This window comes from Thermithiobacillus tepidarius DSM 3134 (genome assembly GCF_000423825.1).
Taxonomy (GTDB): domain Bacteria; phylum Pseudomonadota; class Gammaproteobacteria; order Acidithiobacillales; family Thermithiobacillaceae; genus Thermithiobacillus; species Thermithiobacillus tepidarius.
Genome location: NZ_AUIS01000023.1, coordinates 17,012 through 43,599, shown reverse-complemented (window position 1 = coordinate 43,599; position 26,588 = coordinate 17,012). Strand labels below are relative to the sequence as shown.

Genomic DNA, 26,588 nt, shown 5'->3' with positions numbered 1-26,588 from the left:
CAACCCTCATGCCCGGCAACCCACTTGAAATTCAACAGAGCCCCTCGGTTGCATATGGCATAACGCTTTTCGCTTGATTGAGAACAGACCCTAGGACCGGGGCGGCGCCCGCCTCTAAAGCATTTTCCTTTTGCGCCGATAAAGGACACAGGGCCGCGCGCCGGGCGGCTGTCGGGAGGATGCCGGGCCAGCGCTGGAACTGGCTCTGAACAAAAACGATTATCAGCATGCTTTCCTTTATCTCCAACATCGTCCTGAGCGGCCCCGCCGCGCTTCCGGGTGCACCGCCGGCCGCCGGGGATTTCGCCTACTCCGGCTGGTTCTGGCTGGCCTTGGCCGGCTTCGTTCTGCTGACGCTGGCGCTGGCCACCCTCTACCTGCGCCGGCTGAGCCGCAGCCTGGAAGAAAGCCGGGCCCGACTCGCCCGGACCGAGGCCGAGTGGATTCAGGCCCTGGACTCCGCCGAAGACGCCATCTGCCTGCTGGACCTGGACGACAACCTGGTTCGCGCCAATCACAAGTACTATGGGTTTCTCGGCCGCACCCCGGAAGAGGCGGTCGGCCGCAACCTGATGCTGCTGGTGCATGGTCGTTATGAGGACAAGCCGTGTCCGGTGTGCCAGGCGCGCCTGGAGCGGCGCGACGCGGTGTTCGTCAAGGAGGCGGACGACCCGGTGAACCGCCTGCGACGCCCCATCGAAATCGCCGTCAAGATCATTCGTGATCAGCGCGGCGAAGCGACCGGCGTGCTGCAGGTCATGCGCGACCTGACCCGCCAGCGGCGGGCGGAGGAGGCCATCCGCGAGAGCGAGGCGCGCTTCCGCAGCCTGTCCCAGGCCGCCTTCGAGGGCATCGCCATCCATGAGGATGGCCATTTCCTGGCGGTCAACCAGACCCTGGCCAGCATGTTGGGCTATGAGCCGGCCGAACTCATCGGCATGCATGCCCTGGACCTGATCGCCCCCGCATCCCGGGAACTCCTCATCGAGCGGCTGCGCAGCAAACCCGATGCGCCCGCGGAGGTGGAGGCCCGGCGCAAGGACGGCACGACGCTGCCGGTGGAAATCCATGCTAAGGACTTCTCCTATCACGGCCGGATGCGGCGGGTGGTGGCGGTGCGCGACATCACCGAGCTCAAGCGTGCCCGCGAGGCGCTCTTCCAGGAAAAAGAGCGGCTCATGGTCACCCTGGAATCCATCGGCGAGGCGGTGATCACCACCGACGTGGACGGGCGGGTGCAGTATCTGAATCCGGTAGCGAAGCTGCTGACCGGTTGGCCTGATGAAGAGGCACGCGGAGCCGCTTTGGCCGAGGTATTTCACGTGATCGACGAGGCGACCGGCGCCAGCGCGCCGGATCCGGTGCGCGCCTGCCTGGCGGTCAACGGCATCGTCAACGCCGCCGGCGACAGTATCCTGCGCCGGCGCGACGGCCGCGAATTCGCCATCGAGCACACGGCCGCCCCCATCCGCGACCGCGACGGTGGGGTCAGCGGCGTGGTGCTGGTGTTCCGGGACGTGACCGAAATGCGCGGCATGGCACGGCAGCTGAGTTACCAAGCCAGCCACGATCCGCTCACCGGCCTGCTCAACCGCCGCGAGTTCGAGCTGCGGCTGGAGCACGCCCTGGCGAGCGCCCAGGCCGGCGACGTGCAGCACGCGCTGCTCTATGTCGACCTGGACCAGTTCAAGGTGGTGAACGATACCTGCGGCCACGTGGCCGGGGATGAACTGCTGAAGCAGTTGGCGCTGCTGCTGCGGCCCAGGTTGCGCGGCAGCGATACCCTGGCCCGCCTTGGCGGCGACGAGTTCGGCGTGCTGCTGGAAGGCTGCATGCCGGCCAAGGCGCGCGAGATCGCCGATGGATTGCGTCAGGTGCTCAGCGATTTCCGCTTCGTCTGGCAGGACAAGACCTTCAGCGTGGGGGCGAGCATCGGTATCGCCCCCATCACGGCGCGGAGCGCCAGCAGCACCGAGATTCTGAGCGCGGCGGATTCGGCCTGCTACGTGGCCAAGGATCTGGGCCGCAACCGGGCGCACGTGTACCAGCCCGACGACGCGGCGCTGGCCAAGCATCAGGGGGAGATGCAGTGGATGCAGCGGGTGTCGCGGGCCGTGGAGGATGGGCGCCTGCGCCTGTACTGCCAGGCGGTCGTCCCGCTGCGGGACGGACCCGCGGCGCCGGCCCGCTACGAGATCCTGGTGCGCATGCTGGATGAGCAGGGCAAGGTGGTGCCGCCCATGGCCTTCATTCCCGCCGCCGAGCGTTACAACGTCATGCCCGCCGTGGACCGCTGGGTCATCCGCCATGCGCTCGCCGCGCTGCGGGCACTGTCCGAAAGCCATGCCGCCGGCGTGGCCTTCGCCATCAACGTGTCGGGCCGCTCCCTGTGCGACGATCAGTTCCTGGATTTCGTGCTCGATCAGCTGGACGCCATGGGCGCGCTGGCCGGGCGCGTCTGCTTCGAGATCACCGAAACGGCGGCCATCGCCAACTTCGCCCAGGCGCAGCGTTTCATCACCACGCTGAAGGCCCGGGGCTGCCGCTTCGCCTTGGACGACTTCGGCAGCGGCCTGAGCTCCTTCGCCTACCTCAAGAACCTGCCGGTGGACTATCTCAAGATCGACGGCGGCTTCGTGCGCGACCTGGCCGACGATCCCATCGATTACGCCATGGTGGAGTCCATCAACCAGCTCGGCCACGTGATGGGCATCCAGACCATCGCCGAGTGCGTGGAGAACGACCGCATCCTGGCCAAGCTCAAGCAGCTGGGGGTCGATTACGGGCAGGGCTACGGCCTGCAGCGCCCGCAGCCGCTCGAGGAAATTTTCGCGGCGCCGGCCAGCCAGCCGCACAGCCTACAGTTGTTTTAGGGCATCGGCACCCGCGGCGCCCGGCTTGCCGCCTTGGCCGCCCGGCCGCGCATCGCTTCCACCACGGCCTGGCTGCGGCATAACAAAGGCCGCGCCGGCTTGTCTAAGCCTTGGGTTTGGTAAATCCGTTTGCCTGCTTCGTGAACCTCCCAAGGAGGACTGCCATGCACTCCCTGACCGAGCTGAGCCATTCACTGTATTTTTCCCCGGCTCGCTGGCGCGATCCGAGCCGCCCCCAGCCGTCCGTCACGCAGCTTTTTCTTTTTCACGTACTGCCGTTCTCCCTGATTCCGACGCTCATGCTGTACTTCCTGAAGTCCAGCAACGTCGACAGCGTGCTGTATCTGCCGCCGCTGCCCCAAGGCGAGCTGCTGGGCATCGTGGCGGCCTTTTGGGCCGTCCAGTTGGTCGGAGTGCCGGCGATGGCCTTCGTCATCCAGCAGCTGGGCGAGATCATCGACGCGCGCATCAGCTTCCGCGAGGGCTTCGCCATCGCCGCCATCGCGCCGACGCCGCTGTGGCTGTCGTCGCTTTTGCTGATCGTGCCGAGCGTGGCCTTTTATCTGGCCGTCTTCAGCCTGGCGGTGGCCGCCAGCGGCGTTCTCATCTTCCGCCTGGTGCCGGAGGTGCTGAAGCCCGAAGACACCGGCCAGACTTCGCTCCTGAGCGGCGCCATCTTCGTCACCGGCTTGGTCGGCCTGGCCTTTCTCATGGTCGTGACCAACGTGCTTTGGAACCTGGCCATGTGATGCGGCTGGCGAGATGGCGCCGCAGACCCGGCAGGTGTCTGTCGGGACGGCACCTGCCGCCGCGCGGGCGCGATCGAAGTGCCGGGCCGTGCCCTCACAAAGCCTGAGCTGACGCAAGAAGCGTGCTTCATGGGATTCTTCCGGCCCGCAGCGGCAAGCCCCGTGTCCGGGCAGCGGGAGCCCGCCTGCCCGCAAGGCGGCATTCGCGCGAATCTGGCGACATAGCTGATCCTCCGTGGTTCCGATTCGATTTCCCGAGCGCTGTTCGTGTCTTGACGTCATCAAGAGAGAGATTCCCGGCCGGCATGGGAAGCTGCTGCGCTGGATGGGCCGGCTTCCTGGAACACCGGCATCACCCCATTGATTCCATGTTTGGAGGTCAAAATGTCTGAAGCCATTTCCGGAGCGGAACGCTACAAGGCTGGAGTGATTCCCTACAAGAAGATGGGCTATTGGGAGCCGGACTACGTGCCGAAGGATACGGACGTGATCGCGCTCTTTCGCATCACGCCCCAGGAAGGCGTGGAGCCCGAGGAGGCGGCGGCCGCCGTGGCCGGCGAATCCTCCACCGCCACCTGGACCGTGGTGTGGACCGACCGCCTGACCGCCTCCGAGCTGTATCGCGCCAAAGCCTACCGGGTGGATCCGGTGCCCAATCAGCCGGACCAGCATTTCGCCTACATCGCCTATGATCTGGATCTCTTCGAGCCGGGCTCCATCGCCAACCTGACCGCCTCGATCATCGGCAATGTCTTCGGCTTCAAGGCGGTCAAGGCCCTGCGCCTGGAGGACATGCGCTTCCCGGTCGCCTACGTGAAGACCTTCGATGGTCCGCCCACCGGCATCGTGGTGGAGCGCGAGCGCCTGGACAAGTTCGGCCGCCCGTTGCTCGGCGCCACCACCAAGCCCAAGCTGGGACTGTCGGGCCGCAACTACGGGCGCGTGGTCTACGAGGCGCTGAAGGGCGGCCTCGACTTCGTCAAGGACGACGAGAACATCAACTCGCAGCCCTTCATGCACTGGCGCGACCGCTTCCTCTACGTGATGGAAGCGGTGAACAAGGCGTCCGCTGCCACCGGCGAGGTCAAGGGCCATTATCTGAACGTCACCGCCGCCACCATGGAGGACATGTACGAGCGCGCCGAATTCGCCAAGGAGCTGGGCTCGGTGATCGTCATGATCGACCTCGTCATCGGCTATACCGCCATCCAGTCCATGTCCAAGTGGGCGCGCAGGAACGACATGATTCTGCACCTGCACCGCGCCGGTCATGGCACCTACACCCGGCAGAAGAACCACGGCGTCTCTTTCCGCGTGATCGCCAAGTGGATGCGCCTGGCGGGCGTCGACCACATCCACGCCGGCACCGTGGTAGGCAAGCTGGAGGGCGATCCGCGCACCATCGCCGGCATCTACGACGTGCTGCGCGAGCCCGTCAACACCGTCAACCTGGAGCACGGCATCTTCTTCGACCAGGATTGGGCCAGCCTGTGCAAGGTCATGCCGGTGGCCTCGGGCGGCATCCACGCCGGCCAGATGCACCAGTTGCTCACCTACCTGGGCGAGGATGTGGTCCTGCAGTTCGGCGGCGGCACCATCGGCCATCCGATGGGCATCGCGGCCGGCGCCACCGCCAACCGCGTCGCGCTGGAAGCCATGATCCAGGCCCGCAACGAGGGCCGTGACATCTGGAACGAGGGGCCGCAGATCCTGGAGCAGGCGGCCAAATGGTGCACGCCCCTGCGCGCCGCCCTCGACACCTGGAAGGACGTCACCTTCAACTACGAATCCACCGACACGCCGGACTTCGTGCCCACGGCGACCGCGTCGGTCTGACGAGAGGAGCGTGCCATGCGAATCACCCAAGGCCAGTTTTCCTTCCTGCCCGATCTCACCGACGAGCAGATCCTCGCCCAGATCAAATACGCCCTGCAGAACGGCTGGGCGGTGAACGTGGAGTTCACCGACGACCCGCACCCGCGCAATACCTACTGGGAGATGTGGGGCATCCCCATGTTCGACCTCAAGGACCCGGCCGGCATCATGTACGAGGTCAACGAGTGCCGCAAGGCCTATCCCAACCACTACATCCGGGTGACGGCCTTCGATTCCACCCGCGGCTGGGAGACCCCGCGCATGTCCTTCATCGTCAACCGGCCCAAGGAGGAGCCGGGCTTCGGCCTGTGGCGGCAGGAGCTCGAAGGGCGGCACATCGGCTACACCGTGCATGCCTATGCCACGGACGAGCCGGAAGGGGAGCGCTACCAGTAACCTGGCGAGCGGCACCGGGCCTTCCCGGTGCCGCGGGGCCGTGCATATCTCGAAACGCATGTTCTGACGCAATGGAGCGTGAACCATGGACGAGCAAGTCGCTGAGCACAACAGCGAAACCCAAGCGGTGTCTGGAGACACGCCGGTCGATCTGCGGGCCGCCTATCGCGACGCTCACCTGCAGGAGGTGCTGGATCAGCTCGACCGCGAGCTGGTGGGCCTCAAGCCGGTCAAGACCCGCATCCGCGAGACCGCCGCGCTGCTCCTGGTCGACCGCGTGCGCAAGGAGCTGCAGCTCAACGCCGGGCCGCCCAGCCTGCACATGAGCTTCACCGGCAATCCCGGCACCGGCAAGACCACCGTGGCCATGCGCATGGCCGAGATCCTGCACCGCCTGGGCTACGTGCGCCAGGGCCACCTGGTGGCCGTCACCCGCGACGACCTGGTCGGCCAGTACATCGGCCACACGGCGCCCAAGACCAAGGAGGTGCTGAAGCGCGCCATGGGCGGGGTGCTCTTCATCGACGAGGCCTATTACTTGTACAAGCCGGAAAACGAGCGCGACTACGGGCAGGAGGCCATCGAGATCCTCTTGCAGGTGATGGAGAACCAGCGCGAGGATCTGGTGGTGATCCTGGCCGGCTACAAGGACAAGATGGAGCGCTTCTTCGAGAGCAATCCGGGCATGTCCTCGCGCATCGCCCACCATATCGATTTCCCCGACTATACGGTGGACGAGCTGATGGGCATCGCCCATCTCATGCTGGAAAAGCAGCAATACCGCTTCAGCCCGGATGCGGAGCTGGCCTTTCACGAGTATCTGCTGCGCCGCATGCGGATGCCGCACTTCGCCAACGCCCGCAGCGTGCGCAATGCGCTCGACCGTGCCCGCCTGCGCCAGGCCAACCGCCTGCTGGCCAGCGGCGGACTGCTGACCCGGCAGGACCTCATGACCATCGAGGCCGAGGACATCCTCGCCAGCCGGGTGTTCCGGGAAGGACAGCCCGATGACACCTCGGGTCCGGCGGCGCGGCAGGCCGCCGGCTGACCGGTTTTCTCCAATCCGCCATCGGCTGGCCGGAGGGCGCATGACTGACCGTTTTCGCGACATTCCGCCGCTCCGGACCTTGCCGTACATGATGCCGGCGGCGCATTACAACCCTGTCAAGCTGGCCCTGCTGCGCCTTGGCAGCCCGCTGGAGCTGGAACTGCCCAAGCTCGGGCTGGCGCTGGTCCTGGATCGGCGCTCCTGGCTGGGGCTGTCGCTGTGGCAGGAATTGCTGCCCATGATCGAGTGGACCCGTTTCGACACCCGGGGCCGGCGCGGCCTGGACCAGCCCGTCGCCTGCGAACTGCGCTTCTACCATGTTCACGCCGGCCTCTTGATGCGCCCGGCCTTGGAGGCGCTGGACGAAGCGCTGCGGGAGCGGCTTGCGGTATCTGGCCGGGCCTAGCCCCCGGCCAGCAGCGGAAAAAGCTCCTTCAGGCCGTCGGCGATGAACTCCACGGCGATGGCCGCCAGCAGCAGGCCGAGGATGCGGGTGGTGATGTTGATGCCCAGCACGCCCAGGCGCCGGGCCAGGGGCACGGCCGCGGTCAGGGCCAGGTACACGGCGCCGGCCATGAGCCAGATGATGCCGCCCAGCATCACGAAGCCCAGGAAGCCCCGGGTCTGGTGGGCATTGAGGATGACCGTGCTGATGGCGCCCGGGCCGGCCAGCAGCGGGATGGCCAGCGGCACCACCGCCACCGAATCCTTCTCCGCCGCCGCCTCGGTCTCCTCCGGCGTCTGGCGGGCGCCGCTGCGCTTGGCCTGCATCATGTGGATGGCCATGAGCAGCACCAGGATGCCGCCGCCCACCCGGAAGGCGGCGATGGAGATGCCGAAGAAGGCCAGAATGCGGTCGCCAGCCAGGGCCGCCGTGCTGAGCACGAGCCCGGTGGCCACCGCGGCGATGCGGGCGGTGCGCATGCGCGTGGCCGCGTCCCAGCCCATGGTCAGGCTGATGAATACCGGAATGGCGCCGAGGGGATTGAGGATGGCGAGGAGGCCGGCGAGGGTGCGGGCGGCGTAGGTCCAGTCCATGCGCTCAGTATACCCGCCGCATCTAGCCGCGCGCCCGCCGGATGACCCAGTAGGCCGCCGCCAGGGCCACGATGATCACGCCGATGCCGACCAGCGTGGCGCCGCTGTAGTCGCGGGCGTCCAGCACGACGATCTTGCGCGCGATGGCGATCAGCGCCACGGTGAGCACCACTTCCGAGTGCACCACGCCTTCCGCCAGGTAGGCTTTCATCATTTCCAGCAGCTCGATGCCGATCAGCACCAGCAGGAAAAGCCCGAAGATGTCCAGCAGCTCGTCGATCTCCAGGATGAGCACGGGCGGCGTGATGGCATCCTGCACCAGGACCCAGCCCAGCTCCCCCACGGCCAGGAGCACCACGATGCTCAGCATGGCAATGAGCGTCAGCACCACCACCCGTTCGAATTTCTTCAGATAAGCGAGCATCGCGGCCCTCCGCCGGTGTTCCGTTCCTGCTAAGCATAGCCGAAGAACGGGGCGGGGGCGCGAGCGGAGTCAGCCCCGCCGCTGCGCCCGCCAGGCGCGCAGCAGCACGAGCAGCAGGGTGATGGCGGTCAGCGGCAGGACGAAGGCGCCCATCACCGTGCTGAACAGCGGCAGGGCATCATGCTGCGCCGATTCCAGGATGAGGTAGGTGGTATAGGCCGCGTAGTAGCCCAGGAAGACGAAGCCTTCCCAGCGGGCGATGAGATGGCTGCTCAGGAAGATGGGCAGGCAGGCCACCGCCACGGCAATCATCACCGGCAGGTCGAAGCCCAGCACGGCATCCGACACGGGCACGCCGTTCGGCGCCACCACGGCGGTGAGACCGAGCACGCCGAGCAGGTTGAAGATGTTGCTGCCGACCACGTTGCCGACGGCGATGTCGCGCTGGCCGCGCACGGCGGCGATGAGGGAGGTCGCCACCTCCGGCATGGAAGTGCCCGCCGCCACCAGGGTCAGGCCGATCACCAGCTCGCTCACCCCGAGGGCCTGGGCAAAGGCGACGGCGCCGGTCACCAGCCAGCGCGAGCCGAGCACGAGCAGGCCCAGGCCGCCGGCTACCAGCGCCAAGTTGAGCAGGCGGCCGCGCCCGGCGGAGGTCGCGGCACCGAACTCCTGGGCGTACTCGGTCTGCACCGCCTGGCTTTCCCGGCGGCTCTGGCGGATGAGGAAGGCCGTATAGGCCGCCAGCCCGGCCACCAGCAGCCCGCCTTCCGGGCGGCTGAACGCGCCGTCCAACCCGAGCCCCAGCACGAGGAGCGATACGCCGATCATCACCGGCACGTCCAGACGCACCAGTTGCTGGGCCACCAGCAGCGGCGTGATCACGGCCGACAGGCCAAGGATGAAGAGCACGTTGAAGATGTTGCTGCCGACCACGTTGCCCAAGGCGATGTCGCTTTGGCCGGCCAGGCCCGACTGCACGCTGATGGCGAGCTCCGGCGAGCTGGTGCCGAAAGCGACCACGGTCAGGCCGATCACCAGCGGCGAGATGCCGAAGGCGGCGGCCAGCCTGGAGGCGCCGCGCACGAGCAATTCCGCGCCGGCGATCAGCAGGGCCAGGCCGAAGATAAAGTAGGCGAAGTGGATCAGGCTCATGGCTTGTCCTTTTTGAGGCGACCGCCGTTCATCTTGCCAGCGCCAAGCCGCCGACGCCAGCCGACCCGGCGGTTTCAAAGTGAATCTTTTTCCGGCTAGAATGGTCTTAGAAAACGTCTAACTCCAAAAGACGTTCATAAGGAGAAGCTGATGAAATCCCTGAAAGGCATCGCGCTGCTGATCGTTGCCAACCTGCTGATTTTCACTACCCTGTTCATCACTTTCCAGGTGCTGGTGAACTTCATCCTGCCGGCGCTGGGCATCGACATCCGCGCCTCGGTCAACGCTTCCATGCTGCTATGGGCCCTGGTATTGGGCTTCGGCGGAGCCTTCATCACCCTGCTCATGTCCAAGCAGATGGCGCGCATGGGCATGCAGATGCAGCGCATCGAAACGCCGCAGACGCCCAAGGAGCACCTGGTCTACAACACGGTGGCCGAGATCTCCCGCAAGCTGGGCATCAAGATGCCCGAGGTGTGGGTTTATTGGGATGACGAGCCCAATGCCTTCGCCACCGGCCCCAGCAAGAACAACAGCATGGTGGCGGTCAGCTCCGGTCTGGTGACCCTGCTCAGCGACGACGAGGTCAAGGCCGTGCTCGCCCATGAGATGGGCCACGTGTGGAACGGCGACATGCTGGCCACCACCCTGCTGCAGGGCCTGATGAACACCTTCGTCTACTGGCTCAGCATGCTGGCGGCGCAGTTCTTCCGCGATTCGGAGGGCAACCCGACCTTCGTGTCCTTCGCGGTATCTTTCTTCCTGCAGATCGTGCTGTCCTTCCTGGCGCTGATCCCGATCACCTGGTTCTCGCGCCGGCGCGAGTTCGGGGCCGACCGCTTCGCCGCCGAGACCTACGGCGCCCGGCCCATGATCGGGGCGTTGGAGAAGATCCACCGGCGCGCCGCCGAGCGCCTCGCTCAGGACACGGTGGCCACCGACCCGCTATCGACCTTCAAGATCGGCGGCGACTGGAAGGGCCTCTTCGCCACCCATCCGAGCCTGGAGCAGCGGGTGCAGGCGTTGGTGGACTGGGAACAGCGTTCCGGCCATGCCCGGCCCACGCCCATGTCCGGCGATGCCTGGCGCTCCAAGGACAACCCCTGGGGCTGAGGGCCGCGAGCGGGTGACGGGAACGAGCGGCTCGGGCCGCTCGTTTTCGTTTCGGCAGGCTCATCGGACGGGAGGCACTGGCATTCCCGCCGGCTTTTTGAAACAGTGTGCTGGCGGGCGGCGCGCCCGGCGAGGTCCTTGTTTTCCAATGCACAACATGTCAGGCCTGTACTTCCTTACACCGGGCGCCGCCAATCTGGCTTTCCCGGACCCCCGGCACGCGCCGCACAATCTGGTGGCCGTGGGCGGCGATCTGCGCCCGGAGCGCCTGCTGCAAGGCTATCGGCAAGGCATCTTTCCCTGGTACAGCCCGGGTGATCCCATTTTGTGGTGGTCGCCCGATCCGCGCGGCGTGCTCCTGCCCAATGAGGCGCACGTCGCCCGCAGCCTGCGCAAGACCTTTCGCCGGCATCGCGGCGGGCTGCGCTTCGCCTTCGATAGCGCCTTCGGGGAGGTGCTGCAGGCCTGCGCCGCGCCGCGGGCCCGGGAGGCGGGCACCTGGATCACGCCGGAGATGGCGGCCGCCTATCTGGCTCTCCACCGCCTGGGCCACGCCCATTCCCTGGAGCTGTGGGCGGGGTCGGCGCTGGTGGGCGGGCTCTACGGCGTGGCCCTGGGCGGCGTGTTCTACGGCGAATCCATGTTCAGCCGCATCACGGACGCTTCCAAGCTGGTGCTGGTAATGCTGGCCCGGCAACTGGCCGCCTGGGATTTTGCCCTGATCGACACCCAGTTCCTGACCCCGCACCTGGCCAGCATGGGCGCGCGCGAGATTCCGCGCGAATTGTTCCTGGATCTCCTGCCCATGGCCCTGGAACTGCCCGGCCGCCCGGGCGCCTGGCAGCTGGAGTTGGAGGCCGAGCATGTCTTTTGAGTACCTGCGCTTCTACGAGACCCTCCCGCAGGCCTGCGCCTATCTGCCGACCCGCGAGAACATCGCCGTCGTCACCGATCCCGCGCTGCCCCTTTCCACCGAGCAGTACGGCCTGCTCATCGATCACGGCTTCCGGCGCAGCGGCGGTTACTTCTACCGGCCGCATTGCCGCAGTTGCCGTTCCTGCGTGTCCGTGCGCATCCCGGTGCAGCGCTTCCGGCCCCGGCGCGGCCAGCGGCGCGTGTGGTCGCGCAATCAGGACCTGACCGCCGCGGTCGAACCCCTGCGCTTCCAGGACGAGCACTGGGCGCTCTATCGCCATTACCAGCACACCCGCCACCCCGGCGAGGACATGGACAGCGGCGATGTGGCCGATTACCGCCGCTTCATCCTGAGCTCGCCGGTGGACACCCGCCTGGTTTCCTTCCGCCTCGGCGAGCGCCTGCTGGCCGTGGCCGCCGTGGACTTCCTGCCTCAGGGCCTTTCCGCCGTCTATACCTTCTACGATCCGCAGGAAAAGGCCCGCGCCCTCGGCGTGCACGTGGTGCTCTGGCAGATCGAGCAGGCGCGGATGCTGGGGCTGCCGTATGTGTATCTGGGCTATTGGATCGCGGAGAGTCCGAAGATGGCCTACAAGATCGATTACCAGCCGCTGGAGGGGTGGGTGGCGGGGGAGTGGGTGGAGATGGTGAAGCCGGAATAGGGAGATAAGGAGCGGGCCGGGTTGGGTGGCCGGAGGCAGGATCGTAGGTGGGGCTGAGCTGGCGAAGCCCAACAGGGTTGGAGCGGACCGGTGGGCGCGCGTGGCATTCGCCCGGCGGGCGTAGACCGCTCGCGCTTGTCTCCCGCCGCCCCGGCGCGACAAAGGGCAGGAATGGAAAAACCCCGTTGCCGCTGCCGACAGTGGGAGCGGACTTGCCCGCGATCCGCCATCCGACCGCCCGTAAAAATCGCGGGCCAGCCCGCTCCTGCAGCCGCTCGAGCAGCGCGATCAACCGCCATCGGGGGCAGGGTCCCCACCCTGCCCGCTCCCGACGGGAGAGGATAGCTGGGGCGCGCCAACGCGGTACCGTGCCAACTCCTGGCGGGCTGGCATCGTGGCTGGCAGGAGCGGGCTGGCCCGCGATCACCGTGCCGGCCATGGAACGGGACCGTCGGCGTGGTCCCGCCCCAGCCTGCCCGCCTCACGGGCGCTTCCTCAAAACCCCGCCTTCACCCCTGCCTGCACGAAGCGCGGCAGCCCCGTGAAGCCCGCCACTTCCTGATAACCCCGGTCCAGCAGGTTGTCGACGCGGACATAGGTTTCCAGGCCGCGGGACAGGGTGTAGCGGGCGGCGAGGTTGACGAGGGCGTAGTTGCCGGTGTCCACGCTGGTGGTGGTGAAGCCGGGGCCGAAGAAGAGATCGTGGCGGCTGCCGATGTAGTTGAGCTCCGCGTCCAGGCGCAGGGCGCGCAGCGGGCTGTAGTTGGCCCGCAGGAAGTACTGGTCCTCGGGCACGCGCAGCAGGAAATCGCTTTCGCGCCCGGCGGCGTCCACGTCGAAGCCGTTGGTGTGGGTATAGCCGGCAGCAAGGACCGCTGTCTCCCCGAGGCGCCAGTTCAGGCTCGCCTCCAGCCCGCGGGTGCGGCGCTGGTTGATGTTCTGGTACCCGGCGGGAAAGGTGAAAGTGACAGCATTGCGCAGGCGCTGGCGGAAATAGGTCAGCGCCACGGTGAGCCGGCGCGCCCAGAGCGCCTGCTCCACGCCGAGGTCGTAGCCGGTGGACTTCTCCGCTTGCAGGTTGGGGTTGCCGTAGGTGGGCGCGAAGAGCTGGAACAGGGTCGGCGCCTTGAAGCCGGTGCCCAGGTTGGCCTTGAAGGTGGTGCCGGTGGGCAGGTCATAGCGGGCGCCGAGCTGATAGGTCAGCTTGCTGCCGAAGCTGCTGTGCTCGTTGTAGCGCAGACCGGTGCTGAGCCGCAGCGGGCGGAAATCCCACAGGGCGAAGACGTAAGGGGCCGTCAGGGTGCTGGTGCCGGACAGGCTGGTGCTGCCACTCGCGCTGAGATTGCGCGCCTGCTCGCGGTCGTGGTCGAGTCCCAGGGTGAGCCGGGCCGGGCCGGTGCTGCCCTCCGCCTTGGCGCTGTAGCGGTATTGGTTGCCGGAGAAGAAGCGGCCGAAGGCGTCGTCGGGAGTTTCGCGCCGCAGTTGCACCCAGCCGGCCTCCAGACTGCCCAGCCAGTCCGCTCCCAAGGGCCGGGACAGATTGGCGCCCAGGCTGTGGCGATCCTGAATGGTGCGCCCAGTAATGCCGGGATTGCTGGTACCGTTCAGGTCGTATTCGAACCAACTGGCCTCGGTGCGCCCGCGCAGGCCAAAACGAAGGTCGCCGGGCAGGTGGATGTCGGCGCGCCCCGCCAGGGTGTTGTTGCGGTAGCCGTGGTCGGGCTCGCGCGGGTCCAGGCTGGCGGGGAAGCGGTTGAGCTTGTTGACGCCGTCGCTGTCCCGGTGCGCGCCTTCCAGGCTGAAAGTGATGCGGTCGGTGCCGCCGCCGACCTGGGCGCGGGCGCCGCGGGTGTCGAAGCTGCCGTAGTCGGCCGCCACGTTGCCGCGCAGGCCGGGCCGGGCGGGCTGGCTGATGAGATTGATGACGCCGCCCATGGCCTCGGAACCATAGAGGGTGCTGGCGGGGCCCTCCAGGACCTCGATGCGGTCGATGCCGGCCAGGTCAAAGGCGGCAAAGTCAAAGGACTTGTCCACGCCGGACGGATCGTTCAGGGGCACGCCGTCCAGCAATACCAGCACGTTGCGCCCGTCCAGGCCGCGCAGTCTGGCGCTGGTGGCGCCGCCGAAGGGGCCGCTCGCGGTCAGACTGAGTCCGTTCACCTGGCGCAGGGCCTGATCCAGCTGGGTGATGCCGCGCTGCTCCAGTTCCGCGCGCGTGATGACCGTCACCGACTGGGTGACCTGGTCGACGGGGGTGGGGCTGCGGGTGGCGCTGACCACCACTTCGGGCAGGGTGCTGTCCGCCAGCAGCAGGGCGGGGTGTGCCAGGGTGCCGGCCAGGGCCAGCGTGGCGGCTTTGAGGTGTTGGGTATGGCGCATCGCGTCTCCGGAGATGACAGTGATGGCCGCCAGTGGAACAGGAGGCAAACGGCTACCTCCCGGATATCGCCCACCGCGGTACCGGGTTCATGCTTGCGCAGGCCGGTCTCCGGGCTCACGAGTGGCGCGCAGCGCGCCGGCATTCCCGCCTTCCCGTCGCGTGGACAGTGGCCTCGTGGGAATGCTGGACTCGTCTACCGTTGCGGGGGCAGCGCAGGCTTTCGACCTGCTTCCCGTACACCTGCGGGATGGGAATGTAGCACGGCGGGAAAGTGAAGGCGAATGATTATCTCTGGCGCTCTGCATGAGCCCGTTTCATGAGGCTGGGATCGAGATGCGTGCGGTCACACCAGAGTCGCGATGGCGCACAGCCGGGCTTCGGTTTGCGACAGCAGCCAGCCCTGCACCTCGACGGTGCGGCCCTCGGCGAAATCCTGCCGTTGCCGCGCCTGCAAGAGCGACCGCAGTTCGCGTCGCGTGGCCCGGGCCAGGGTTGCCCCGTCCGCCGGCGCGGCCATGCAGATGAGTTCGGCCAGCCGGTCGGCATCGGCCTCGGCGGGCATCGCGCGCAGGTAGGCCCGGCCCACGGCCCGGGCGCTCTCCCGGTGCGTGAAGAAATCGGCCAGCTTCAGTGACAGGCGCTCCGCGTGCGCGGCCGTCGATCCCTGCTCGAATCCGAGGCGCGGGCCGAGGAAGGCAAAGACGCCCAAGCCGGCCAGCATGCCCAGAAAGCGTCGCCTGTGCAGCAATCTTTTCACGTCATGCTCCTTTCCACGTGCTTGCAGGCGCCGGATGGCGTGGCCGGCACCCGCCCGGCCGTTGGCGGGAATGAGCGGCCATGCGCGCCGCCGGGCGGGATGTCCTGCAAGCATTTCGTTTGCGAGGCAACCCTGGTATAAGTGCCCCCGGTCGGCTCGGAAGCTCGGCCGCCCGTGCCAGCATCCAAGTTCCTAACAGTAGCAGAGCTTTCACATGCGTCGATATGACTTAAGCCGCATCCCCGTCGCAGGGCCGCTTGCGCCCGCTGCATGCGCATGGCCGCGGACGGCTGCGGTGAGCCAGGAGAGGCAAGCTATGGCGCAGCGTTTGCCGAACAGCGGTAGCGAGCCTGGCTGATGGCCGCTTCCCTGTTCACCCAATTCAACCCTTGGGCTCTGCTCGGCGTTTTTGGCCTGCTGAGCATCGCCTGGATCGTCTCCGCCTGGCAGCACCTCGGCATCGGCCGTGACCTGGCCTGGTCGGCTCTGCGCGCCACCGTGCAATTGGGCCTCATGGGCTTCGTGCTGACCTGGTTGTTTGCCGTGCAGGAGCCGCTGCTGCTGGCGCTCTTTCTGGTGCTCATGGTGCTGATGGCCGGCGGCTTCAACGCCAGCCGCGGCCGGGAGGTGCGCCACGCCTACTGGATCGGGGTGCTCAGCATCGGCCTCAGTACCAGCGTCGTGCTGGCCTGGATGCTGCTCGCCGGCCTGGTGCCGCCGGAAGGCCGCATGCTCATCCCGCTGGGCGGCATGCTCATCGGCAACGCCATGAACGCCGTGTCCCTGACCCTGGACCGCCTGCGCGGCGAGATCAACAATCAGGAAGCGCTGCTGGTGGCCATGACCGCGCTCGGGGCCAACTCGCGCCAGGTGCTGGCCCACGTCTATCCGGTGGTGGTGCGCGGCGCGCTCATTCCCACCATCGACAGCCTCAAGAGCGTGGGCCTGATCCACATCCCCGGCATCACCGCCGGCATGATCCTGGCCGGCAGCCCGCCCCTGCAGGCGGTGGGCATGCAGCTTCTGGTCATGTTCATGCTGACCGCCGCCGTCGCCCTGGCCACCCTCGGCGCCGTGTTCCTGGCCGGCCCCTACGCCCTCTATTTCAATCGCACCGAGGCGCAGCAGTAGCCCGCCGGAGCGCAAAACCGTATGCTTGAGATCATGAGCGAAGACTTGCATACCCTCGAGCGTCCGCGCCTGGCCATCAAGGACCGCTTTCGCGGCTTCCTGCCGGTGGCGGTGGACGTGGAGACCGGCGGCTTCGACCCGCAGCGCCACGCTTTGCTGGAGATCGCCGCCGTCATCATCGGCATGGACGCGGCGGGGCACCTGCAGCCGCTCGGCACCCATGCCTTCCACGTGGAGCCCTTCGCTGGCGCCGAGCTCGACCCCGCCTCCCTGGCCTTCACCGGCATCGACCCCCACCACCCCCTGCGGGGCGCGATCAGCGAAGCCGAGGCCCTGAACGCCCTGTTTCGGGCCATCCGCGCCGAAGTGCGGGCTGCCGGCTGCAAGCGCGCCATCCTGGTGGGGCACAACGCCGCCTTCGATCTGGCCGTGCTCAACGCCGCCGTCGCCCGCAGCGCCGTCAAGCGCAATCCTTTCCATCCCTTCAGCACCTTCGACACCGTGAGCCTGGCCGGCCTCGCCTTCGGTGAAACCGTGCTGGCCAAGGCCGCGAAGGCCGCCGGCCTGCCCTGGGACAACAGCGAGGCCCACGCGGCCATCTACGACGCCGAGATGACAGCGAGGCTCTTCTGCGCCATTGTGAATCGGTGGGATGAAACGGTGCTGGGCCGTGTTTAAGAAGGTGGGCCGCAGTGCCGGCGCCTAGCGACCCTCAGCTCTGACATCCTAAAGTCTACCCTTTGAAGTCCTGTTGCACCCTGGGGGCAGCGGCTCGCCCAAGTCCTCCAAAGCTCAGACAAAACTGTTATGCACTGAAGAGAGACACTAATGCGCACGCACCGAATAGATGTGGGAAGCAACCTCAAAGATAAGCTCGAAGAATGTGGTTTCTTCCTCGGTCACATCCTTCGTGTTTCGGAAATTATCAGAATTAAGCATCTAACTAAAGATTACCCGCTCAACTCGGAACTCGCTGAACTCAATTATTTCTTTAGCGCGTATCTAAATTCGATCCAAGCTGTTAAAGATACTTGCCAGATAATAATGGGAAAAAGCATTTCTTGGGAAGAGCTATCTCCAACGTATGGAAAGTTTGTTTACTATTGCCGAAATGCTACAACTCACGATGGTTCGTTAATGATCAATGCTGGTAAAGGTCTGCACAGCTATATCGTTGGCCCACTACGGCGCATTGATAGCAAAGGTGTGCTTAAGGAGGTCAGTCCTCCTCCCGAAGATGTGGCTACATTGAGCCAAAATATTGCGAGCGAAGTTCTTCAAACCGCCAAGAAAGTGCTGGAAAGAAAAGGGGCGGACACTCCTTCGCCCAATCTCGCAGATTTTGCCAAAATGGTCGATGATGCAATGAACAACGATTTCATTCCGGACTTCGCAAAGAGGATGCTTTCGGAGAAGCGTGATGAGGTACTCAGCTCACTGTCCAGTGCTAAGTTTGATTATGCAAAGGGTGCACTCAATGCTATCGAGAGTCTTTGCAAGAGGTTTAGGTTGACAATCACCTAACTATAGGTTCCAGCCGACGTCCCCATCTGCGCTGGTGCTCTGGCGAGGACGCGATTGATTCTGGCGATATGCGTTATTGCAGGGAACGTGTCAGCGGTAAGCTATGACCCTTCGGCGGGGTTTCAACGCATCTCGCCCGATAGGCTTGCCTCGATCCCTCGCCGGAAATCCCCATAGCGCAGTTGCACCCCCAACTCCTCCCGCAAGCGGCGGTTCTGCAGGCGTCGCGACTCCGCCAGAAAGGACAGGGTGAGCGGGGAGAGCCGGGCCGCCGCTTCGGCGGGAGTGATGTGCGGCGGCGGGGGCAGGCCCGCGGCGGCGGCCAGGGCGTCCAGGAACTCGGCCTGGGTGGCGGGCCGGCCGTCGCTGGCGATGTAGAGCCGGTTCGGGCGGCCGCGCCGGGCGGCGGCCAGCAGGGCGCGCACCAGGTCGTCCACCTGGATGCGGTTGCCGTAGTGGGGCGGGTCGTAGTCCACCACCGGCTGGCCCTGGCGCAGTTTCTCCAGGGGCAGGCGCCCGGGGCCGTAGATGCCCGGCACCCGCAGGATGACCACGGCCACATCGTAGGCCCGGCCGAAGGCGCGCAGTTGGGCCTCGGCGTCGACGCGGCGGCGGGCGCGGGGCGTTTGCGGCTGGATCGGCGTGTGCTCGTCCAGCCAGTCGCCGGCGCGGTTGCCGTAGACGCCCGTGGTGCTGACATAGACGAGGCGCCGCGGCCGCCGGCCGGGCCGGGCCAGGCCGGCCAGCAGATGGCGGGTGCGCGGGTCGCTGTCGCCGCCGTCCGGCGGCGGCGCGAGATGGAAGACCGTCTCCACCGGCGGCAGTCGGCGCAGGCTGGCCGGCGCGTCCAGATCCCCCCGCACCGGCACGAGGCCAAGGGCGGCCAGTTGCCGGGCCCGCGCCGCGTCGCGCGCCAAGGCCAGCACCGTGCCGGCCGGCAGGTGCCGGGCCAGGCGCGTGCCCACGTAGCCGCAGCCGACGATCAGGTAGCGGTGCCGCATCGCACTCCCTCCTTGGTTCCTCTCCCGGGCCAATCCCTGTATGATAATGATAATAACTGTCGGTTGCGGTTTTTTTAAGCCGCGTTGAGATTGCGGAAGGATCGGGTATGACCTACAAGGTGCGCATCGAACCCAGTGGCCACGAAATGCATGTCGAGCCGGGCGAGACCCTGCTCGAAGCGGCGCTGCGCCAGGGCTTCAACTTTCCCTACGGCTGCCGCAACGGCGCCTGCGGTTCGTGCAAGGGCAAGATCGTCAGCGGCGAGGTGGACTACGGCCAGTATCAGGCCTACACCCTGACCGAGGAGGAGAAGGCCCTGGGCATGGCGCTCTTCTGCGCCGCCACCCCGTGCTCGGACCTTGTCGTCGAGGTGCGCGAGATCGGCGCGGCCAAGGATATCCAGGTCAAGACCCTGCCCGCGCGCGTGGCCAGGATCGAGGACCTGGCGCCCGACGTGCGCGCCGTCTACCTCAAGCCGCCCGCCACCGAGCGCCTGCAGTTCCTCGCCGGCCAGTACATCGATATCCTGCTCAAGAACGGCAAGCGCCGCGGCTTTTCCCTGGCGGGCTCGCCGCTGAACGACGAGTTCCTGGAGCTGCACATCAAGCGCGTCAAGGGCGGCGAGTTCACCGAGCACGTCTTCACCACGCTCAAGGAAAAGGACATCTGGCGCTTCGAGGGGCCGCTCGGCAGCTTCTACCTGCGCCTGGACACGGATCGCCCCATCGTCATGATGGCCACCGGCACCGGCTTCGCCCCCATCAAGGGCATGCTCGAATACGGCTTCGCCGAGGGCCTGAACCGGCCCGTCCACCTCTACTGGGGCGTGCGCTACGAGCACGACTTCTACCGCTTGGAGCTCATCAAGGAATGGCAGGCCGCCCATCCCCAGTTCACCTTCGTGCCGGTCGTGTCGCGCCCGTCCGAAACCTGGACCGGCCGCACCGGCTACGTCACCGAGGCGGCCATGCAGGACTTCGCCGACCTCAGCGGCTTCGATGCCTATCTCTGCGGCCATCCCGAAATGGTGGCCGAAGGCGCCCGCCGCCTGCAGGAGAAGGGCCTGCCCGGCGAGCGCATCTTTTCCGACGCCTTCACCTTCGCCAGCCAGCCCAAGATGGTGGGCGGGGCGGAGTAAGCCCCGCTTCCACGCGGCGGGCGGCAACGCGCCGCCCGCCCCCCCGCGCTTTTTCCGTTTTCGCTGTTTCCCGCCTGAAATCCGCGCTGCCCCCACATTTACAAGACGGCCAGGTGCTGCTAACTGCTCACTGCAGTCTTGGTGTGCGGCAAACTCCATAATTAAACGCGCAGATAGGGAGGAAACATGCAAAAAAGCAAGCTGGGCTTGAGGCTCCTGCCCTTGCTGACCTCGCTCGCCGTGGCCGGTTGCGGCGGGGACTCGTCCACCACCACGGCCACCACGTCCACTGTCATCGCCGGCACCGCCGCCGGCGGCGCCCCCATCGTGGGCACGGTGACCATCAAAGACAGCCTTGGCAGCCAAAGAAGCGCCCAGATCCAGGCGGACGGCAGCTACCGCATCGACGTCAGCGGCATGACCGCTCTTTCGCGCTGCGGGCCAGCGGCACCATCGGCGGCCGCACCGTCGACCTGTACTCCTCCGCCATTCAGGCCGATGTCGGCGGCACCATCAACATCACGCCTTTCACCGACCTGATTCTGGCCAATCTGGCCGGCGAGCTGGCGGAAAATTTCTACAACCGTTTCGACGCCACCAGCGCCGCCTGCAGCCGGTGCTGAGCGCCCTGGGGATCGGCACGAACGTCGACCTCTTGCGCGATGCTTTCAAGGCCGACCACACCGGCATGGATGCGGCGCTCGACCTCCTGCGCGTGGAGCGGGATCCGGCGAACGTGAACGGGCGGGTGATCAGGAACATCGTGGATGACAGCACGATCAAGGATGATCCGAACCAGCAGGAAACCGATGAGATGCCCAGCACGGGCACGAGCTTGGCACAGGTGACGGCGGACCTGCAGGCGATTCAGGCGCGCTTCGACGCCATCGCCGCACTCTTCAAGAACGGCACCCCGGCGCCCAATGATCCCACCCTGCTGGATGGCTTGGCCGACGATTTCATGTTCTGGGGCCTGAACAAAGCCTCGCTGTTGCAGGCGCTCGCCTCGAACGCCCCGAACCTGCGGGGCATGCAGTTCAGTGAGATCGCCATCGAGGACTACATCGACGCCGGCACCGTGAAGGTGCGCTTCGTGATCACGCTGGGCAACGGCGAGAAGGAAAGCGACGAGTGGTTGATGAGTAAGGTCAATGGCGTCTGGCGCTTTGCCGGTAACCAGGAGATCGCCGAGTTGGGCGTATTCGCGCGCGCCGAGCAGACGCAGGATAACGGCATTGAAACCGGCTTGCGCTTCCACTTGGCCGACGTGGCGGGGCAGGGCAGGGCATCGACTACGCCATCGCTAGCGGCCCGGGGCTGCCCGCCGGCGGCATTCGTTTGGCCAAGCTGTCCAACGATCCCGAGTTCGTCATCGCCGATGCGCAGGGCTTCAACCGGGGGACCCTGTTCTATGACGGCCTGATGGGTACGACCTTGGACTACGCCGCCATGGATAGCGCTCTGGCGAGGGACGGTAAGCTGACCTACGCCTTCACCTTGTATGACGACAACAACACGCCCAGTGATCCGAGCGATGATCGAGCAATGGGCAGCTACGACGACGTGCTGACGGCAGCGCCCTACAGCCCAAACTATCTACAGGTCAACCCCGCGGCCGTGTTCGCGACCTTCACCGCGCCTTCGTCCTTCCTGCTGAGCACGCTCATTTCGGGCGGTCGTCTGCCCATTGCCTGGACGCTGCCCGCGGGAATGCGGGTCGACGGCGCCAGCGTGCAGTGGTGGTCCGCCGGCACGTCCCCCACGCATATCGAGGTGGACAAGGATCTGGATCCCGCGGCGACCGGCGCGACCATCGAGCTGGGTACCTTCGCCTTCACCCCCGCAGGCGCCATCATCTTCCTGGAGGCCGAGGACCGCTACGGTCGGGAGTTCGTGTCCAGCATCTGGACCAACAGCTAAGGCGCATCAGTACCGGACCGCGCCGTTGCGGTCCACCCAGACAGCCCGTGGCCGCAGCCGGCCACGGGCTTTTCTTTGCAGCCTCAGCCCAGCCAGCGCGCCGCGTCCAGCGCGTGATAGGTGAGGATCATGTCCGCCCCGGCGCGCTTGAAGCCGAGCAGGGTCTCCAGCACCACCGCGCGCTCGTCGATCCAGCCGTTCATCGCGGCGGCCTTGACCATGCTGTACTCGCCGGAGACGTTGTAGGCCGCCACCGGCGTGTCGCAGCTGTTGCGCACGTCGCGGATGAGATCCATGTAGGCCAGGGCCGGCTTGACCATGACGATGTCGGCGCCCTCGGCCAGGTCCAGGGCCAGCTCGCGCAGGGCTTCGCGGCGGTTGGCGGGGTCCATCTGGTAGGCCTTGCGGTCGCCGAACTGCGGCGCGCTGTCGGCGGCGTCGCGGAAGGGGCCGTAGTAGGCGCTGGCGTACTTGATGGCGTAGGACATCACCGCCACGCCGGGATGGGCGCTGGCGTCCAGGGCCTCGCGCATGGCGGCCACCATGCCGTCCACCATGCCCGACGGCGCCACCACGTCGGCGCCGGCCTCGGCGTAGGAGATGGCCAGGCGCTGCAGATTGCCGAGGGTGGCGGCCTCGTCGCGGTCGTGCCGGTGGTCCAGCACGCCGCAGTGGCCGTGCTCGGTGTACTCGCAGAAGCAGGCATCGGTCATGACCAGCATCTGGGGCAGCTCGGCCTTGATGGCGCGGATGACTTGCTGCACCAGGCCCTCGGGGTTCCAGGCCTCGCTGCCGATGACGTCCTTTTCGCAGCTTTCCGGCACGCCGAAGAGAATGACGGCGGGGATGCCCAGGCCGGCGGCCTCGCGGGCGGTGGCCACGGTCTGGTCCACTGAGGTCTGATAGACGCCGGGCATGGACGGCACCTCGTTGCGCACGCTCTCGCCGGCCACCACGAAAAGCGGCAGGATGAAGTCGCTGGGGCTCAGCTGATGCTCGCGCACCAGGGCGCGCATGGCGGCCTGGCGGCGCAGGCGGCGGGGGCTGTGCAGGGCGGGGTTGACGATCGGGTTCATGGCTTTTCCTCTCCGGATGCGGCGGCCCAGGCTTCCAGGGCGGCGATCAGGCCGGCGCCGCTGGCCTCGGGGGCGATGATGGGCGCGGGCAGGCCGGCGGCCTCCACGGCGGCGGCGGTCAGCGGGCTGATGGCGACGATGGGGGTCTTCTTCAGCCAGCGCTGGCCGAGGCCGCCGACCATCTCGTAAAAGTTGTTGAAGATCTCGGGGCTGGTGACGGTCACGGCGTGCAGCTCCGCCCGCGCCCACTTGTGCAGCAAAGGCGTGGGGTTCAGGCTCGGCCGCACGCGCTTGTAGCACAAGGCCGCGTGCACCCGGGCGCCGCGCGCCGTCAGCTCCGTGGGCAGCAGGTCGCGGCCGGCATCGCCGGCGAAGAGCACGATGTCCTGGCCGGCCACGTCCTGCAGGGCCGCCTCCGCCAGCAGGGATTCGGCGTTGAAGGTCTGCGGCACCAGGTCGACGCGGATGCCCATGCCCTCCAATTCCTTGGCTGTTTCGCGGCCGGTGGCGGCGACCCGGATGGCGGCCGGCCACTCCATACCCAGGGTCTTCAGGCGGGCGATACCCTCGGTGACGGCATTGCGGCTGACGAAGATGGCCCACTGGGCGGTGGGCACCTGCTTGACCGCCGCGTCGAAGGCATCCCAACTGGCGGGCCGTTCGATGCGCACGGCGGGAAAAACGATGGGCCTGGCGCCGCGCGCCTCCAGCGCAGCGATCAGCTCGCCGGCCTGCTCCTTGGGCCGGGTGACCACGATGCCCTTGCCCTGCAGGGGAGAGGAGATCTTACTTTCCATACAAGTCTCGCAGAATGCGGTCGGCGCCCTGGCTGAGCAGCGCTTCCGCCACCCGCACGCCCAGCGCCTCGGCATCGCCGGCCGGGGCGAAATCCTCCGCCTGCACCACGGTTTGGCCGTCGGTGCTGGCTACCAGGCCGCGCAGGTGGACGGCGCCGTTCTCGGTCAGCACCGCGTGTCCGCCGATGGGTACCTGGCAGCCGCCCTCCAGGCGCTCATTCATGGCGCGTTCCGCGGTGACGCAGATGTGCGTGGTGAGATCCATCAGCGGCTCGATGCGTGCCAGGGTCTCGGCGTCGTCCCGGCGCAGCTCGATGCCAATGGCGCCCTGGCCGATGGCCGGCAGGCTGCGGGCAATGGGCAGCAGTTGGGTGATGCGCTGCTCGAAGCCCAGGCGCTTGAGCCCGGCGGCGGCCAGGATGATGGCGTCGTAGTCGCCGCGGTCCAGGCGCGCCAGGCGGGTGTTGACGTTGCCGCGCAGGTCCAGCAGTTGCAGATCGGGATAGTGCAGCCGGAGCTGCGCCTGGCGGCGCAGGCTGGAGGTGCCCACCCGCGCGCCGGCGGGCAGCGCGTCCAGGCTGGCGTAGGTGTTGGACACGAAGGCGTCGCGCGGGTCCTCGCGCTTCAGGATCACCGGCAGGAAGAGCGGTTCCGGCAGCACCACGGGCACGTCCTTCATGGAGTGGACGGCGATGTCCACCTCGCCCCGCAGCATGGCTTCCTCGATCTCCTTGACGAAGAGCCCCTTGCCGCCCACCTTGGCCAGCGGCACGTCCAGGATCTTGTCGCCGGAGGTGGTGATCTTCACGAGTTCCACCCGCAGGCCGGGATTGTACTGCTGCAACAGCGCTTGCACGTGCTCGGCCTGCCACAGGGCCAGCTGGCTGGCGCGCGTGCCGATGCGAAGAAGGGGTTCAGCCACGATGGTTCCTAGAGGTCTCGGGTGTATCAAAAAAGCTAATTTAGGCCCTTGGCCGTCTGAAATCAATTTGTCGGCCGGTCTTGGCCCATGTGGGCCAGTTTGGGACAGCGCTTGGGTGGAAGGGGGCAATGTACCTTCCGATGAGTCCGGCCATAACGAAAATTATGTTTTTCTATCAATGCCTTGGAAAGGAGGTCGGGTTTGCATGGAAATTGCTTCATTGCCTGCAACAAATCGATCACGGAGGTGCAACCATGTCCCGCAGCTGGCATTCGCTCAAGATGTTCGTGTTCGCAGTGGCCTTCGTCCTCGGTGCGCCGCAGTTCGCCGCAGCCTCCCAGGCCGTCATTCCGACGCCCGCCGATCTGCAGGCCTTCGCCGCCCAGGCCGCCAAGGAGAAGAAGCCTCTGGTCGTGCTCTTCGAGGCGGAGGATTGCCCTTACTGCAAGCGTGTGATGCAGGAGTACCTGAACCCCATGTCCAAGAGCAAGGAGTACCAGGACAAGGTCCGTTTCCTGCGCGTGGATGTGGGCAGCAAGGCCGCCCTCAAGGACTTCCATGGTCAGAGTACCACTCAGGCCGATTTCGCCCGCAGCTTCCGAGCCCAGCTGACGCCGACCGTGATCGTCTTCGCGCCCAACGGCCGCCCGGTGAGCGATCCCATTGTCGGCTTCAACAGCCCCGACTATTATGGCTTCTACCTGGATCAGGCGATCGATGCGGGGGTGGCCAAGGTGCGCGGCGGCAAGTAGCCGCCGATCTCTGTCATGCCGCTGTCAACCGAGCCATGTTCCGTCCGTTGTAAAGCACAGATCTCTCGTCCAAAAGCATCTACGGAGGAAAGCATGAGACAGATCTGGCAATTGGCGGGCATCCTGGGCTTGATGGCTTCGGCGGGCGTGGCGCAGGCCGCCGACATGGGCAGCATTTTGGGTGGGGGGCTGGGCGGCGCGGTCGGCGCCGCCGTGGGAGCGAACATGGGCGGCCAGCAGGGCGCCATCATCGGCGGCGCCATTGGGGGCGCCGCCGGCGCGGCGGTGGGCAGCAGCTACGACCGCCGGCGCTACGAGCCCCGGCCGGTGGTGGTGCCGGCCGCTTATCCCGCTTATCCTGCCTATCCCTATGCCTACCGGGCCGACAACGGCCGGCATCTGGGCTGGTACAAGAACCGCCACCGTCATGGCCGCTGGTAAGCGGCCGTCCTGATCCGGATCTCCCTCGCGGTATCCAGTATGCGCCAGCGTGGCTGTCCCGGCTGGCCGGGCGCGGCCATGCCGCTGGCGCGCGGCGCCCGGCCGGGCGCCGGACCATGAATGGGCCGCCGTGCGCGGCTTGCTGACAACATCGATTTGGAGGAAAGCATGATCAAGCAGTTGTTCGCGGGTGTGTTGCTGTTGGCCGGGGCGGGTGTGGCCCAGGCCGGTGACGTGGGCGCCATATTGGGCGGTGGCATCGGCGGCGCGGCGGGTGCCGCGGTGGGTTCGAACATGGGCGGCCAGCAGGGCGCCATCATCGGCGGCGCCGTCGGCGGCGCCGCCGGTGCGGCCATCGGCAGCAGTTACGACCGCCCGCGCTATTATCCCGTCTATCGGGACAACGGCCGCTATTACAAGTACAAGCATAAGCACAAGCACCATCATCACGACGATGATTGAGCGCCGGGGACGCGCCGCGTAGCCAATCCGGCCCCTTT

28 protein-coding genes and 1 riboswitch are annotated in these 26,588 nt (G+C 66.7%); of the genes, 19 read left to right on the top strand and 9 right to left on the bottom strand.

Annotation, left to right across the window (positions count from 1 at the left end; translation table 11 throughout):
* The first annotated feature begins 227 nt into the window (after positions 1-227).
* The 6 genes from G579_RS0110915 (at position 228) to G579_RS0110890 (ending at position 7,347) form a co-directional block, all read left to right on the top strand.
* Positions 228-2,873: an EAL domain-containing protein gene (locus G579_RS0110915; protein WP_155989812.1), complete on the top strand. Its 2,646-nt coding sequence runs from the start codon at positions 228-230 to the stop codon at positions 2,871-2,873.
* A gap of 164 nt (positions 2,874-3,037) precedes the next feature.
* Positions 3,038-3,622 (top strand): Yip1 family protein, encoded by a 585-nt coding sequence (locus G579_RS0110910; protein WP_028990222.1) that lies wholly within the window; start codon positions 3,038-3,040, stop codon positions 3,620-3,622.
* Positions 3,623-4,006: 384 nt separating this feature from the next.
* The gene (locus tag G579_RS0110905; RefSeq protein WP_028990221.1) at positions 4,007-5,458 is read left to right on the top strand and encodes a form I ribulose bisphosphate carboxylase large subunit; all 1,452 of its coding nucleotides are present in this window, start codon (positions 4,007-4,009) and stop codon (positions 5,456-5,458) included.
* Positions 5,459-5,473: 15 nt separating this feature from the next.
* A complete protein-coding gene (locus G579_RS0110900) occupies positions 5,474-5,893 on the top strand; it encodes a ribulose bisphosphate carboxylase small subunit (RefSeq protein WP_028990220.1) in 420 nt (139 codons plus the stop codon).
* Positions 5,894-5,978: 85 nt separating this feature from the next.
* Positions 5,979-6,941 (top strand): CbbX protein, encoded by a 963-nt coding sequence (cbbX, locus tag G579_RS0110895; RefSeq protein WP_038019514.1) that lies wholly within the window; start codon positions 5,979-5,981, stop codon positions 6,939-6,941.
* 40 nt (positions 6,942-6,981) lie between these two features.
* Positions 6,982-7,347, top strand: coding sequence for a hypothetical protein (locus G579_RS0110890; protein ID WP_028990218.1), 366 nt, complete (start codon positions 6,982-6,984; stop codon positions 7,345-7,347).
* On the opposite strand, the gene G579_RS0110885 is transcribed toward G579_RS0110890, so the two are convergent.
* From G579_RS0110885 to G579_RS0110875, 3 genes are all read right to left on the bottom strand, one after another.
* Positions 7,344-7,979: a MarC family protein gene (locus tag G579_RS0110885; RefSeq protein ID WP_028990217.1), complete on the bottom strand. Its 636-nt coding sequence runs from the start codon at positions 7,977-7,979 to the stop codon at positions 7,344-7,346. The genes G579_RS0110890 and G579_RS0110885 overlap by 4 nt on opposite strands.
* A 22-nt stretch (positions 7,980-8,001) precedes the next feature.
* Complete coding sequence (locus G579_RS0110880) at positions 8,002-8,403, bottom strand: phosphate-starvation-inducible PsiE family protein (protein WP_028990216.1); 402 nt, start codon at positions 8,401-8,403, stop codon at positions 8,002-8,004.
* 69 nt (positions 8,404-8,472) lie between these two features.
* Positions 8,473-9,558 (bottom strand): calcium/sodium antiporter, encoded by a 1,086-nt coding sequence (locus G579_RS0110875; protein ID WP_028990215.1) that lies wholly within the window; start codon positions 9,556-9,558, stop codon positions 8,473-8,475.
* Between the two features lie 150 nt (positions 9,559-9,708).
* Between G579_RS0110875 and htpX the strand changes: the two genes are divergently transcribed.
* The 3 genes from htpX to G579_RS0110860 all read left to right on the top strand — a co-directional run bounded on the left by htpX (position 9,709) and on the right by G579_RS0110860 (position 12,248).
* The gene (gene htpX, locus G579_RS17090) at positions 9,709-10,671 is read left to right on the top strand and encodes a protease HtpX (RefSeq protein WP_051181427.1); all 963 of its coding nucleotides are present in this window, start codon (positions 9,709-9,711) and stop codon (positions 10,669-10,671) included.
* Positions 10,672-10,819: 148 nt separating this feature from the next.
* Positions 10,820-11,545, top strand: coding sequence for a leucyl/phenylalanyl-tRNA--protein transferase (gene aat, locus G579_RS0110865; RefSeq protein ID WP_051181425.1), 726 nt, complete (start codon positions 10,820-10,822; stop codon positions 11,543-11,545).
* Positions 11,535-12,248 (top strand): arginyltransferase, encoded by a 714-nt coding sequence (locus G579_RS0110860; protein ID WP_028990213.1) that lies wholly within the window; start codon positions 11,535-11,537, stop codon positions 12,246-12,248. The genes aat and G579_RS0110860 overlap by 11 nt, the downstream gene beginning before the upstream one ends.
* Before the next feature lie 495 nt (positions 12,249-12,743).
* Here G579_RS0110860 and G579_RS17085 read toward each other — a convergent pair whose 3' ends face one another.
* On the bottom strand, positions 12,744-14,627 hold the full coding sequence (locus G579_RS17085) for a TonB-dependent receptor plug domain-containing protein (RefSeq protein ID WP_038019509.1): 1,884 nt from the start codon (positions 14,625-14,627) through the stop codon (positions 12,744-12,746).
* Between the two features lie 83 nt (positions 14,628-14,710).
* Positions 14,711-14,887: riboswitch (cobalamin riboswitch) on the bottom strand.
* Between the two features lie 84 nt (positions 14,888-14,971).
* A complete protein-coding gene (locus G579_RS0110850) occupies positions 14,972-15,385 on the bottom strand; it encodes a hypothetical protein (RefSeq protein WP_038019506.1) in 414 nt (137 codons plus the stop codon).
* Between the two features lie 357 nt (positions 15,386-15,742).
* On the opposite strand from G579_RS0110850, the gene G579_RS0110845 reads away from it, so the two are divergent.
* The 3 genes from G579_RS0110845 to G579_RS19065 all read left to right on the top strand — a co-directional run bounded on the left by G579_RS0110845 (position 15,743) and on the right by G579_RS19065 (position 18,040).
* A complete protein-coding gene (locus G579_RS0110845) occupies positions 15,743-16,516 on the top strand; it encodes an ABC transporter permease (RefSeq protein ID WP_028990211.1) in 774 nt (257 codons plus the stop codon).
* 33 nt (positions 16,517-16,549) lie between these two features.
* On the top strand, positions 16,550-17,194 hold the full coding sequence (gene rnt, locus G579_RS0110840; protein WP_051181432.1) for a ribonuclease T: 645 nt from the start codon (positions 16,550-16,552) through the stop codon (positions 17,192-17,194).
* 150 nt (positions 17,195-17,344) lie between these two features.
* Positions 17,345-18,040, top strand: coding sequence for a hypothetical protein (locus tag G579_RS19065; RefSeq protein WP_155989811.1), 696 nt, complete (start codon positions 17,345-17,347; stop codon positions 18,038-18,040).
* A gap of 122 nt (positions 18,041-18,162) precedes the next feature.
* On the opposite strand, the gene G579_RS0110835 is transcribed toward G579_RS19065, so the two are convergent.
* On the bottom strand, positions 18,163-19,041 hold the full coding sequence (locus G579_RS0110835) for an NAD-dependent epimerase/dehydratase family protein (protein ID WP_038019499.1): 879 nt from the start codon (positions 19,039-19,041) through the stop codon (positions 18,163-18,165).
* A gap of 107 nt (positions 19,042-19,148) precedes the next feature.
* On the opposite strand from G579_RS0110835, the gene G579_RS0110830 reads away from it, so the two are divergent.
* The 4 genes from G579_RS0110830 to G579_RS0110815 all read left to right on the top strand — a co-directional run bounded on the left by G579_RS0110830 (position 19,149) and on the right by G579_RS0110815 (position 22,100).
* Positions 19,149-20,180 carry a CDP-6-deoxy-delta-3,4-glucoseen reductase gene (locus G579_RS0110830; protein WP_028990208.1) on the top strand — a complete coding sequence of 344 codons (1,032 nt, stop codon included), beginning with the start codon at positions 19,149-19,151 and terminating at the stop codon, positions 20,178-20,180.
* 186 nt (positions 20,181-20,366) lie between these two features.
* Positions 20,367-20,720, top strand: coding sequence for a hypothetical protein (locus G579_RS19060; RefSeq protein WP_155989810.1), 354 nt, complete (start codon positions 20,367-20,369; stop codon positions 20,718-20,720).
* A 76-nt stretch (positions 20,721-20,796) separates the two neighbouring features.
* Positions 20,797-21,603: a hypothetical protein gene (locus G579_RS0110820; RefSeq protein ID WP_028990206.1), complete on the top strand. Its 807-nt coding sequence runs from the start codon at positions 20,797-20,799 to the stop codon at positions 21,601-21,603.
* Positions 21,603-22,100: a hypothetical protein gene (locus tag G579_RS0110815; RefSeq protein WP_162142997.1), complete on the top strand. Its 498-nt coding sequence runs from the start codon at positions 21,603-21,605 to the stop codon at positions 22,098-22,100. The genes G579_RS0110820 and G579_RS0110815 overlap by 1 nt, the downstream gene beginning before the upstream one ends.
* 83 nt (positions 22,101-22,183) lie before the next feature.
* Here G579_RS0110815 and hemB read toward each other — a convergent pair whose 3' ends face one another.
* Genes hemB through hemC form a run of 3 tightly spaced genes read right to left on the bottom strand, consistent with a single transcriptional unit; the run spans position 22,184 to position 24,895 of the window.
* Positions 22,184-23,176 carry a porphobilinogen synthase gene (gene hemB / locus G579_RS0110810; RefSeq protein WP_028990204.1) on the bottom strand — a complete coding sequence of 331 codons (993 nt, stop codon included), beginning with the start codon at positions 23,174-23,176 and terminating at the stop codon, positions 22,184-22,186.
* Entirely contained in the window at positions 23,173-23,973 is an 801-nt protein-coding gene (locus tag G579_RS0110805) for a uroporphyrinogen-III synthase (protein ID WP_028990203.1), read from the bottom strand. The genes hemB and G579_RS0110805 overlap by 4 nt, the downstream gene beginning before the upstream one ends.
* A complete protein-coding gene (gene hemC / locus G579_RS0110800) occupies positions 23,963-24,895 on the bottom strand; it encodes a hydroxymethylbilane synthase (protein ID WP_028990202.1) in 933 nt (310 codons plus the stop codon). Before hemC ends, G579_RS0110805 begins: the two co-directional genes overlap by 11 nt.
* Positions 24,896-25,149: 254 nt before the next feature.
* Here hemC and G579_RS0110795 point away from each other — a divergent pair, with 254 nt between their 5' ends.
* The 3 genes from G579_RS0110795 (at position 25,150) to G579_RS19055 (ending at position 26,550) form a co-directional block, all read left to right on the top strand.
* Positions 25,150-25,647, top strand: a complete 498-nt coding sequence (locus G579_RS0110795; protein ID WP_051181423.1) for a thioredoxin family protein — start codon at positions 25,150-25,152, stop codon at positions 25,645-25,647.
* A gap of 93 nt (positions 25,648-25,740) precedes the next feature.
* Positions 25,741-26,088, top strand: a complete 348-nt coding sequence (locus G579_RS17075; RefSeq protein ID WP_051181421.1) for a glycine zipper domain-containing protein — start codon at positions 25,741-25,743, stop codon at positions 26,086-26,088.
* Positions 26,089-26,256: 168 nt separating this feature from the next.
* The gene (locus G579_RS19055; RefSeq protein WP_162142996.1) at positions 26,257-26,550 is read left to right on the top strand and encodes a glycine zipper domain-containing protein; all 294 of its coding nucleotides are present in this window, start codon (positions 26,257-26,259) and stop codon (positions 26,548-26,550) included.
* The last annotated feature ends 38 nt before the right edge of the window (positions 26,551-26,588 follow it).